Source organism: Streptomyces alboniger (assembly GCF_008704395.1).
Classification (GTDB): Bacteria; Actinomycetota; Actinomycetes; order Streptomycetales; family Streptomycetaceae; genus Streptomyces; species Streptomyces alboniger.
Genome location: NZ_CP023695.1, coordinates 6813988 through 6825560 on the forward strand (window position 1 = coordinate 6813988; position 11573 = coordinate 6825560).

Annotated in this window: 9 protein-coding genes; 6 read left to right on the forward strand and 3 right to left on the reverse strand. The window is 72.3% G+C overall.

The genetic code is table 11. The annotated features are described in order from the left end of the window. The first annotated feature begins 115 nt into the window (after positions 1-115). Entirely contained in the window at positions 116-685 is a 570-nt protein-coding gene (locus CP975_RS29925) for an adenylosuccinate lyase (protein WP_055535738.1), read from the forward strand. Between the two features lie 9 nt (positions 686-694). On the opposite strand, the gene CP975_RS29930 is transcribed toward CP975_RS29925, so the two are convergent. The 3 genes from CP975_RS29930 to CP975_RS29940 all read right to left on the reverse strand — a co-directional run bounded on the left by CP975_RS29930 (position 695) and on the right by CP975_RS29940 (position 3869). Then, complete coding sequence (locus tag CP975_RS29930) at positions 695-1093, reverse strand: RidA family protein (RefSeq protein WP_055535736.1); 399 nt, start codon at positions 1091-1093, stop codon at positions 695-697. Continuing rightward, complete coding sequence (locus tag CP975_RS29935) at positions 1090-2691, reverse strand: alpha/beta hydrolase (RefSeq protein ID WP_055535734.1); 1602 nt, start codon at positions 2689-2691, stop codon at positions 1090-1092. Before CP975_RS29935 ends, CP975_RS29930 begins: the two co-directional genes overlap by 4 nt. Positions 2692-2828: 137 nt before the next feature. After that, positions 2829-3869 carry an Rv2578c family radical SAM protein gene (locus CP975_RS29940; RefSeq protein WP_055535732.1) on the reverse strand — a complete coding sequence of 347 codons (1041 nt, stop codon included), beginning with the start codon at positions 3867-3869 and terminating at the stop codon, positions 2829-2831. A 288-nt stretch (positions 3870-4157) separates the two neighbouring features. Here CP975_RS29940 and CP975_RS29945 point away from each other — a divergent pair, with 288 nt between their 5' ends. From CP975_RS29945 to CP975_RS29965, 5 genes are all read left to right on the forward strand, one after another. Next, on the forward strand, positions 4158-4700 hold the full coding sequence (locus tag CP975_RS29945; RefSeq protein ID WP_055535755.1) for a GNAT family N-acetyltransferase: 543 nt from the start codon (positions 4158-4160) through the stop codon (positions 4698-4700). Positions 4701-4796: 96 nt separating this feature from the next. Next, positions 4797-5243, forward strand: a complete 447-nt coding sequence (locus tag CP975_RS29950) for an SRPBCC family protein (RefSeq protein WP_030778442.1) — start codon at positions 4797-4799, stop codon at positions 5241-5243. Between the two features lie 212 nt (positions 5244-5455). Next, positions 5456-7882, forward strand: coding sequence for an MFS transporter (locus tag CP975_RS29955; RefSeq protein WP_425474291.1), 2427 nt, complete (start codon positions 5456-5458; stop codon positions 7880-7882). 171 nt (positions 7883-8053) lie between these two features. Further along, a complete protein-coding gene (locus tag CP975_RS29960; RefSeq protein WP_055529973.1) occupies positions 8054-10510 on the forward strand; it encodes a SpoIIE family protein phosphatase in 2457 nt (818 codons plus the stop codon). A gap of 76 nt (positions 10511-10586) precedes the next feature. Beyond that, complete coding sequence (locus CP975_RS29965; protein ID WP_055529976.1) at positions 10587-11309, forward strand: class I SAM-dependent methyltransferase; 723 nt, start codon at positions 10587-10589, stop codon at positions 11307-11309. The last annotated feature ends 264 nt before the right edge of the window (positions 11310-11573 follow it).

Genomic DNA, 11573 nt, shown 5'->3' on the forward strand with positions numbered 1-11573 from the left:
AGTGTGCCCCGCTCACATGAGATTAACCGCCGAGTAACGAGCGCGCCAGCCCGGGGCGATCCCCGATCCCTGTGATCTACATCGCGACCGTCCCGTAAGGCTTAGGCTCGCGCTCATGGATGCGGAGTTGCGGACGGTGACGGAGCGTTTACGCGGCGAGGCGGGGGCCTCGGCGGAGTACGAGAGGCTGGTCGCGACCGGGGACATCGACGAGCTGGCCGAGGTGCTCGTCTCTCCCGGGCAGCCGTTGTGGGCGCGGGAGTTGGCGGCGGTGCGGCTCGGCGTGGCCGGTGACCGCAGGGCCTTCGAGTCGCTCGTCCTCCTCCTCAACCACCGGGACCCGCCGCGCTGCGCCGCCGCGGCCCACGCCCTGGCCCGGCTCGGCGACCCGCGCACGGCGCGCGCCGCGGCCGCCTTGGCGACGAACGAACTCCGCGTCGCCTACGCCCTGTATCCCGTGCGGCTGCTGACGGAACTGCGCGCCCCGGAGTCGGCGCCCGCGCTGATCACCACGCTGCGGCGCAGACTCGCGCCGCACGATCCCTACGGCAAGATCGCGCTCGCCTGTGTGGAGGGACTCGGGGCGCTGGGCGACGGGCGGGCCCGCCCGGTCCTGACCGAGGCACGAGGCCACCCCCGGCTCGCGGCGGCGGCCTCGGCGGCGCTGGCGCGGCTGCCGGAGTGAGGGCTCCTCCTACTCGGCCACCACCGCGAACGCCTCTATCTCCATCAGGAACTCGGGGGCGACGAGAGAGGCGACCTGTACGGCCGAGGAGGCGGGGAGCCGCTCGGCGTCCAGGAAGGCTTCCCGCGCGGCGCGGACGGCCGGCATGTGCGCCATGTCCGTCACGAAGTACGTCAGCTTGATGACGTCCTCGAGGGTGGCGCCCGCCGCGGCGAGGCAGCGGCGCAGGTTCTCGAAGACCTGGTGGGCCTGCGCCGCCGCGTCACCCTCGCCGACCAGCATGCCCTCCTCGTCCAGGGCCAGCTGGCCGGACACCGCTATGAAACGGCCCGAACCCATGACGACATGGGTGTACGCGGCGGCGGGGGCGACGCCCTCGGGGGCGCTGATGTGGGTCAGTCGGCTCATGCCCTCATGGTGGACCACGGCACTGACAACGCCCCACGCCCGGGCCCCGGGGAGCCGCCCCCGGCACGCGACGGCTTCGGGTCCGCCTGCGCCTCGCACACCGCGTCGGCCGCGCCGCTGCTCCCGGGCACCTCGCCGCCCCCCGGCACCTCGCCGGTCGCCAGATACGCCGCCAAGTGCCGGTCCGCGCAGGCGTTTCCGCTGAGTGTGACGCCGTGGTTGCCGCCGCCCTCCTCGACGACCAGGCGGGAGCCGCGCAGCTTGCGGTGCAGGCCGACCGCACCCTCGTACGGAGTGGCCGGGTCGTCGGTCGCCTGGAACAGCAGCACGGGCGGGAGCGCGGAGTTGGAGACGTCCGGCGGGCTCAGGTGGTGCGTCGGCCAGAACGCGCACGGGGCGTTGTACCAGGCGTTGTTCCAGGTGGAGAAGGGCGCCTTCGCGTGCACGCGCGTGTTGTCCTCGCGCCACGTCTGCCAGTCGCGCGGCCACAGCGCGTCCCTGCACTGCACGGCGGTGTAGACGCTGTAGCCGTTCTCGTCCGCCGCGTCGCTCGCGCCGAAGTGCTCGTACGCCCTGAGGAGCGGGCCGGTGTCCTTGTCGTTCACGTACGCCGCGAACACCTCGGCCAGGTGGGGCCAGAGGCCGTTGAAGTACGCGCCCGGGATGAAGGTGTCCTCCAGCTCGGCGGCGCCCACCTTCCTGCCCGCCGGCTTTTCGGCCAGCGCCGCCCGCATCGCGTACCACCGGGCCTCGACCTTCGCGGGGTCCTTGCCGAGTCCGTACGCCGCGTCGTGCCGGGCGATCCAGGCCATGAGGGCCTTGTGACGGGCGTCGAAGGCATAGTCCTGCCGAAGATTGGCCTCGTACCAGACGCCGGACGGGTCGACCAGGGAGTCGAGCGCCATGCGGCGCACGCGGTACGGATAGAGCTTTCCGTAGACGGCGCCCAGGTAGGTGCCGTACGAGTAGCCGAAGAAGTTGAGCCGGTCCGCGCCGAGGGCCGCGCGGATGGCGTCCATGTCCTTGACCGTGCTCACCGTGTCGATGAACGGCAGGACATCCGCGTGCTTGGAGGCGCATCCCCGCGCGAAGGCCCGCGCCCGGTCGAGGTTGGCCCGCTCGGTCTCGGGCGTGTCCGGGAGGCTGTCGGGCCGGACCGGCTCGAAGTGGCCGGGGCGGCAGTTGAGCGTGGGCTCGCTCCTGCCGACGCCGCGCGGGTCGAACCCGATGACGTCGTACTGCGCGGCCACCTCCTTCGGCAGCGACTTCGCGACGGTCCCGGCCATGGCCAGACCGCTGCCGCCGGGGCCGCCCGGGTTCACCAGGAGCGGTCCCTGGAACGCCCGCGCGGTGTGCGGGACGCGCGACAGGGCGAGCGTGACCTGGCTGCCGCCCGGGTCGTAGTGGTCGAGGGGGACCTTCAGCGAGGCGCATTGCAGCGAAGGGAGCGCCTTCGTGGCACACGCCCTCCACGCGAGCGGGGCCCGCGCGGAGCGCGCCGTGTCCGGGAGGGGCGAGGCGCCCGCCGCGGGCGGCACCGAGGTGACCAGCCCCGTGAGCGCGGCGAGCGAGCAGAGGGCGATGGCGCGGTTCTTCATCAGGCTCCCCAGGGCGGAGGGTCCGGGGCCGTGCACGCCACGACCTCTGGCGCATCGTCCCGGAAACCCCGGCGCGAAGCGGGAGTTCCACCGCTGAATAGCCTGAAAGGAGCACGGGCCGCCCGCGCGAGGGGGCCTTACAGAAGGGTGAGCTGAGTGGGTCCGGCCGCGGGCTCCGGCTCGGGCTGCTCGGGCCCGCGGATCCGCCGGGCGCCGCCCGCGCGCGTGGGGCCGATGCCGAACTCCTCGGCCAGCTCGTGCACATGCCGGGTGACGCGCCGCTGGTACCACTTCGGGGCGTAGGCCCCTTCCGCGTACAGCCGCTCGTACCGCCGCACCAGATGGGGGTGGTGCCGCTTCACCCACGTCATGAACCACTCGCGCGCCCCGGGCCGCAGATGCAGCACGAGGGGCGTGACGGAGGTCGCGCCGGACGCGGCGACGGCCCGCACCGTGGCGCGCAGCTGATCGGGGTGGTCGCCCAGGAAGGGGATGACGGGCGCCATCAGGACGCCGCAGCCGATGCCGTGGTCGGTCAGGGTGCGTACGACGTCCAGACGCCGTTCGGGAGCGGGTGTGCCGGGCTCGATCGTGCGCCACAGCTCGGCGTCCGTGAAGCCGACGGAGACGGAGATGCCGACGTCGGTCACCGCGGCCGCCTGCCGCAGCAGATCGAGGTCGCGCAGGATCAGCGTGCCCTTGGTCAGGATCGAGAAGGGGTTGCCGCGGTCGCGCAGCGCCTCGATGATCCCCGGCATGAGGCGGTAGCGGCCTTCCGCGCGCTGGTAGCAGTCGACGTTCGTGCCCATGGCGATGTGGTCGCCGTGCCAGCGGGGCGAGGCGAGCTGGCGCCGCAGCAGTTCGGCGGCGTTGACCTTGACGACGATCTGGCTGTCGAACCCGATGCCGGTGTCCAGGTCCAGATAGCTGTGGGTCTTGCGCGCGAAACAGTAGACGCACGCGTGCGTGCAGCCCCGGTACGGGTTCACCGTCCATTCGAACGGCATGCGGGACGCGCCCGGCACGCGGTTCACGATCGAGCGGGCCCGGATCTCGTGGAAGGTGATCCCCGCGAACTCCGGGGTGTCGAAGGTCCGTGTCGTCACCGCGTCCGCGCCGAACAGCGCGGCATCAGCGGTGCCCTGACGCGGCCCGTCGGAGAGGTTCTCCCAGCGCATGACGCCTCCTCGGTAGCACTGACCACAGAATAGAACACATGTTCCCTTGATCGTGCGAGCCGGATTCTGCCGAGCCTCGTTTGATAGCGTCCCGTCAAGCGCGACCCGCGTGACACGGTGATCCGCGTGACAAGGTGATCCGCGTGACACCACCGAGACGAGGGAGGTCGATGAATATGGCCCGCCAGGTGCTTCATCGGCATGTCCTCGTCCGAGTCGCGCGAGCCTGAAGAAGCAGGGCTCATCGAGAGCGGCCCGGTCGTCCCGCCCAACGACCTGGAGTGTCGCGTGTCCACTTTTTCCCTCACCGCCGAACTGACCACCGAGCGCCTTCTGTTGAGGGCCTGGACCTCGGCGGAGATCGCCGACGTCCTCGCCGGCCGCCGCTCGTCGCGCTGGGCGCCGGACTTCCCGGCCGACGGCGACCGCGTCATGGCGGGCGTCATCGCCGAGCAGATCGCCGAAGGCTCCGGCGCCTCGGGAGAACCCGGTGCCTCGGGTGACCCCGGCGCGCACGGCCACCGCCTGATCATCGAACGCGAGAGCGGCCTCGTCGTCGGTTCCCTCAGCCTGTTCTGGCCGCCGAGCGAGGGCGACCTGGAGATCGGCTACGGCGTCGTTCCCTCCCGCCGCGGTCGCGGGTACGCCCCGGAGGCCGCCCGGGCCCTCGTGGCGCACGCCCTGACCTCGCCGGACGTCACCACCGTGTACGCCGAGGTCGAACTCGCCAACCCGGCCTCCGTCCGCGTCCTGGAGAAGGCCGGACTGCGCCGCGGGAACCACGACGGGACGACCGCCCGGTTCAGCGCCACCGCCCCCCTGCCGGGCTGAGCGGGCCCCGCCCGCGACCCCGATTTGGGAGGCCGGTGCGCCGGGTGGTTGGCTCTCCCTGAACTCCCCGAGAAACCAAGTGCTGGAGGAAGTGCAATGGCGCAGGTCGAGGCGACCACGGAGCGGATCATCGCGGCACAGCCGGACGATGTCTTCGACGCACTGGCCGACTACAACGGCACGCGCGGAAAGCTCCTTTCGGAGCACTTCAGCGAGTACGAGGTACGCGAGGGCGGCGACGGCGAGGGCACGCTGGTCCACTGGAAGCTCCAGGCCACCAGCAAGCGCATCCGCGACTGCCTCCTTGAGGTCAGCGAGCCCACCGACGGCGAGCTGGTCGAGAAGGACCGCAACTCGTCCATGGTCACCACCTGGACCGTCACCCCGGCCGGCGAGGGCAGGTCCCGCGTCGTCGTCACCAGCGTGTGGAACGGCGCGGGCGGCATCGGCGGCTTCTTCGAGCGGACCTTCGCGCCCAAGGGGCTCGGGCGGATCTACGACACCGTCCTCGGCAACCTCGCCGCCGAGGTCGAGAAGAAGTAGCACCCCTCGGGCACCCCTCGGGCACCCCTCGGGGCTGTTTTCCCCGCTCACCGTTTCGAGTGGTTCTCCGCTCGGTTCCGTTGTACGCCGTAGGGCTCCGACCGGCGCTTACGTCCGTGAGGCCCGGAAAAAAGGCGACTCGTCGCGCTTGCTCCCAGTTGTCGCGCAATGCGAGAAAGCTGGCGGCGCAGGCGCGACGAGGGGAGCGGTACGTGGGTGGGACGACGCTGGCGAAGGCCGGCGGACAGGGTGACGAGGCGGCCGCCACGGCCTTCGGCGGGCAGGGGGCGGGGCAGCAGCCACCGCCCCCTGCCCCCGAGGCGACCGCAGGGGGGCTGAGCCCCGGCCGCGTACGCATGGTCTTCTTCGGGCTCGTGCTCGCCCTGCTGCTCGCCGCCCTGGAGCAGATGATCGTCGCCACCGCGCTCCCCAAGATCGTCGGAGAGCTGCACGGCCTGGACAGGATGTCCTGGGCGATCACCGCCTATCTGCTCACCTGCACCATCGGACTGCCCGTCTACGGCAAGCTCGGTGACCTCTTCGGGCGCAAGGGCGTCTTCCAGTTCGCGATCGTCGTCTTCGTGATCGGCTCCGCCCTCGCCGGGTGGTCGCGGACCATGGACGAGCTGATCGCCTTCCGCGCCCTCCAGGGCGTCGGCGCGGGCGGCCTCATGACCGGCGTACAGGCGATCATCGCGGACATCGTGCCGCCCCGGCGCCGCGGCCGCTACCTGGGCCTCATCGGCGCCGCGTTCGGCCTCGCGTCGGTCGCCGGCCCCCTGCTCGGCGGCTTCTTCACCGACCACGCCTCCTGGCGCTGGTGCTTCTACTTCAACGTGCCCTTCGGCCTGGTCACGCTGCTCGTCGTCACCCTCGCGCTCAAGCTGCCCAAGCGCACAGCCAGGGCCCGGCTCGACGTGCTCGGCGCGCTGCTGCTCGCCGCCGCCACCACCTGCCTGGTGCTGCTGACCAGTTGGGGCGGGACCGAGTACGCGTGGGACGACCGCGTCGTCCTCGGGCTCGGCGGCGGCGCCGTGGTCACGAGCGTGCTCTTCCTGGTCGTCGAGAAGTTCGCCGCAGAACCGATCATCCCGCTGCGGCTCTTCCGCGACCCGGTCTTCGTGCTCACCTCTCTCGTGGGCATGGCCGTCGGAATCGCCCTCTTCGGAGCGGCCGGCTATCTGCCGACCTTCCTCCAGATGGTCGACGGCGCGAGCGCCACCGAATCCGGTCTCCTGATGGTGCCGATGATGGGCGGCGTCGTCGGCGCGTCGATCATCTCCGGGCAGCTCATCAGCCACACCGGGCGCTACAAGATCTACCCCGTGCTCGGCGGCGCCCTGTCCGTCATCGGCATGTGGCTGCTCTCCCGGCTCGAAACCGGCACCTCGCGCCTGGAGTACGGCATCTGGATGGCGGTGCTCGGCGCGGGCATCGGCCTGGTCATGCCCGTCCTGATCCTCGCCGTGCAGAACGCGGTCCGCCCCGCCGACCTCGGCACCGCCACCAGCGCGCACAACTACTTCCGGCAGATCGGCGGCAGCGTCGGAGCCGCGGTCTTCGGCACCCTCTTCGCCGACCGCCTCGCCGACGCCCTCAGGGACCGGCTGCCCGCCGGGTCGGACAAGGACCTGCCCGACCCCGAGTCCCTGACCCCGCAGCTCGTCCACGCGCTGCCCGCACCGCTGCGCGAGGGCTACATCCAGGCCTACGCCGACGCGATGCCGCGGATCTTCCTCTACCTGGTGCCGGTGCTCGTCCTCGGCATGCTGCTCGCCTTCTTCCTCAAGGAGACCCCCCTGTTGTCCAGCACCGCTTCCCACAACGCACCCGCCGCCGAGCCCGCGCCCGTCCCGCGTGCCCGTACGACGACGTACGCGGCCGGGGTCCCGGTCTGCGGCACCGTGCAGCACCCCGACGGCACCGCGGTGCCCCGCGCGGCCCTCACCCTCATCGACGTGGCCGGACAGCAGATCGGGCGCGGCGCGAGCGGGGAGGACGGGCGCTACGCCCTGTCGACGCCGGGGTCGGGATCGTTCGTGCTGATCGCGGCCGCCGGGGGGCACCAGCCGCAGGCGGTCACCGTCACCGTCGGCGAGCGGCCCGTCGAGCTGGACGTGGTCCTCGGCGGCGCGGGCCGCCTCGCCGGAAACGTGCTGACCGCCGACGGAACGCCCGTCAGGGACGCCGCCGTCACCCTCACCGACGTCCGCGGCGAGGTCGTCGCCACCACCCGCACCGGCCGCGAGGGCGGTTACGTCATGACGGAGCTGGTGGCAGGCGAGTACACCCTGGCGGCGAGCGCCCCCGCGTTCCGCCCCGCCGCGCTGCCCGTCACCGTGCAGGCATCGCGCGAGACGCGCCAGGACGTGGAGCTGGCGGGCGGCGCGGTGCTGCGCGGCACCGTGCGCGCGGGCGGGGGGCGGGCCGTCGAGGACGCGCGCGTGACGCTGCTCGACGCCGCGGGCAATGTCGTCGACACCCTGACCACCGGAGCGGACGGCACCTTCCGCTTCGTCGACCTGTCGTCCGGCGAGTACACGGTCATCGCGGCGGGCTACCCGCCGGTCGCCACGGTCCTCCAGGTCGCGGGCGGCGGCCGCACCGAGCGGGACCTCCAGCTGGGACACGAGGACTGACGTACCCGGCGAGGACGGCCGAGGGGGCCCACGGGGCGGCTCAGGGGGGCGTGCGCCGGGGGTTGTCGGCCGCGGGCAATTCCCGCATTGCCCCGCACGGCAACCCGCGCCAGCCGTACGGTGGTTGGTGGCGGTTCAGATCTTGCGCCGCCGCGGGAAGGAGCATGAGCCATGGTGCGAGGCACTCCGGACGGGCCGGTGGCGCACAGTGCCGTGGCCGGACGCATTCCCCTGGCCGTGGTCGTCGTCGACGGCGCGGGGCTCGTCTCGCACTGGAGCGTCGGAGCGCGCCGCCTCTTCGGGTACGCGAAGGAGGAGGCCGTCGGCCGCCCCGTGGGCGATCTGCTCCCGGTCCACGGCGCGATCCCCGAGAACCATGAACCCTACGGTGCCTACGACTGCCTCGGACCCGACCTGGAGACCTCCCTCGACCGGCGCATCTCCTACCCCGCCGCTGGCCGGGCGCGGCTGACCGAGCCGGAGCCCGGAGGCACCCGGGCCGACGTGCTCTGGTGGGCGTATCCGCTGATCGGGCCGGGCCCGGAGCGGCTGCTCGTGCTCGCCGCCGACGCCGCCCGGCTGGCCGCGTCCGGCCGCGGGAGCGCACGCGGCGAGCAGGTCGAGCGGATCGCTCCCGGGTTCGCCCTGCACACGGACTTTCCCGGCGCGGACGAGCTGGCGAGCAGGCTGCCCGAGATCCTGCCGAGCATGAGCGTGGGCGAAAGTTCCCGCATCGTCGCCCAGATCCTCGAACTGGGCTATCCGGTCCTGGAGTTCAGCCAGCACGACCGGGTGCCCGTCACCCCGGACTGGGGCGTGGCCCGCCGCGCCGAGCGCAAGGCCCGCAGGGAGCGCGCCGAGCGGGCGGCCGCCCACGGCCTCCCGGCATCCGCCTACGCCGCCGGTGCGGACGACGAGGGCGAGGACCTGGAGTACGCGGCGGTGCGCGAGCGCCTGGAGTTCCTCAACGAAGTGAGCGGGCGCATCGGCTCCTCGCTCGATCTGTCGCACACGATCGTGGAGGTCAGCAGGGCTGTGGTGCCGCGGTTCACGGACGTCGCGGGCACGTACCTGCGCGAGCAGGTCGTCGCGGGCGAGGGGTTCCCCGAGGGGCCGCCGGACGAGACCACGCTGTGGCACCGGGTCGCCGTGGAGCACACCGACGAGCCGGGCCGCTGGGACGACGTCGTGCCGGTCGGCGAATCGATGCCCTTCCCCGCGCACACGCCGTTCTTCCAGTGCATGACCTCCGGCGACCCGGTGCTCGTCCCCCGCATCACCGAGGAGATGGGCAACGCCATCGCCTCGCAGTTCGAGAAGCGCGACATCCGCCCGCTGATCAACCACCGGTCGATGCTCGTCGTACCGCTCAAGGCCCGCAATGTGGTCCTCGGCTTCATGATCCTGCTCCGCCACCGGGAGCGGCCCGTCTTCAACGACATGGACCGCGTCACCGGCGCCGAACTGGCCGCCCGCGCGGGCCTCGTGCTCGACAACGCCCGCATGTACACCTACCAGGAGAGCGTCGCCGACACCCTCCAGGACAGCATGCTGCCGCACATCCAGCCCCGCATGTCCGGCTGCGACATCGCGACACGCTATCTGCCGGGCACGCTGCTCGGGCGGGTCGGCGGTGACTGGTTCGACTCCGTCAAGCTGCCCGGCTCCCGCACCGCGCTGGTCGTCGGCGACGTGATGGGCCACGGCCTCAACTCCGCGGCGATGATGGGCCAGATGCGTACGGCGGTGCAGACCATGGCCGCCCTCGACCTGCCGCCCGAACAGCTTCTGCGCAACCTCGACGACCTCGCGCAGCGCCTCGGCGAGCACTATCTGGCGACGTGTCTGTACGCGGTCTACGACCCGATCGCGGGCGAGCTGCACCTCGCCAACGCGGGCCACATCCCGCCCGTCCTGGTCCGCGCCGAGGACGGGCGCAGCGAGCTGCTCGACCTGCCCACCGGAGCGCCCATCGGCGTCGGCGGCGTGCCCTTCGAGTCGGTCCGGGTCCGCGTGGCGCCCGGCGACCGGCTGCTGATGTGCACCGACGGCCTCGTCGAGGTCCGCGGCGAGGACATCGGAGTCGGCCTCGCCACGCTCACCGAGTCCGCCGCGCACCCCGCCGCCTCCATGGACGAGGCCTGCGACACGATCATCCGGGCCCTCGCCGCGACGTTCGCCGACGCGGGCAGCGGCGGCCGCAAGGACGACGTGGCGCTCCTGATGGCCCGGCTGAACGGCATCGCGGCCGAGAACGTGGCGCACTGGCGGCTCGCCGTCGACCCGAGCGAGGTGGGCAGGGCCCGCGAACTGGTCCGCGAGCAGCTGCGGGCCTGGTCCCTCGACGCGCTCGGCGACACCGCCGAGCTGCTCGTCAGCGAGCTGGTCACCAATGTCGTACGCCACTCCCGCAGCACCCGTGTCGACCTGCGCCTGGTCCACGCCGGGGCGCTGCTGTGCGAGGTGGAGGACGACGACCACGCGCTGCCCACGCTGCTCAGTGCGGGCCCCGGCGACGAGTTCGGGCGCGGCCTGCGGGTCGTCAGCACGCTCGCCAAGGAGTGGGGCACGAGCCGTACGAACTCGGGGAAGACGGTCTGGTTCGAACTGGCCCTGCCCAGAAGGTAGTTCTTTGGGGCGGGGCGCGGTAGACCGATCTTGTCGTCGGCTTCGGCGGCCTTCGTCGCATCCTGGGGAGCTGGGCATGAGCGTCACGAGTCGGTACAGGGAGGCCTGGGAGTCCTTCTGGCGGGAGGCGCCCAAGGGGCAGGGGGAGGTGTTCTGGGACGCCGAGCCCGCCCTCACCGTCGGACCTCATCTCGCTCTGTTCGAGCCGCACTTGGCCGCGTCCGACCTGCCCGTCGTGGACCTGGGCTGCGGCAACGGCACCCAGACCCGCTTCCTCGCCGACCGCTTCCCGCACGTCCTCGGTCTCGATCTGTCCGCCGCGGCCCTGGTGCACGCCCGGCTCGCGGACCCCGCCGACCAGGCGGAGTTCCGGCAGTTCGACGCCGCGGAGAAGAGCGAGGCGGAGCAACTGCACGCGGAGCTGGGCGATGTGAACGTCTATATGCGCGGCGTGCTCCACCAGTGCGAGCCCGACGACCGCCAGGCCCTGGCCGACAGCGTCGCGACGCTGATCGGGGAGCGCGGCAGGGCCTTCCTCGTCGAACTGGGTGAGGCCGCCAAGCCCGTCCTGATGGGCCTCGCGCGGGGCCCCGCGGGCCCGCCGCCGAAGCTCGCCCCGGTCTTCGCACACGGCATCGCGCCCGCGGAGGTGGACGACGAGGCCGTGCCCCGGTATCTCGCCTCGGCGGGACTCGCCATCCTGGCGCGCGGTGAACTCCCGCTCCTCACGACGGAGTTCACCCCGGAAGGCGCTCGCATAGAACTGCCGTCGACATGGCTGGTGGCCGGCGCGCGTTAGCGTAGGAGCGGGCGAGATCGGCCGGGCCGTCGTGACGGCCTGTGCGACGGCACCGACGGGTCGCCGACGGCGCCGACGAGTCGGCGGAGGTGTTCCTCTCGCCGGGGTCCGAAAGAGTGGGGGCAGGCGTCAGTCAGCCGCCTCCCCTTGCCACTCTCAACATATAGCGCACCGGGGGGCTTGCCGCAAGGCCCCGGTCGTGGGGCAAGATTCGCGGACCGAAGCCAGGACCTGCGGAAATGGGAGTCCCACTCAGTGCACTCG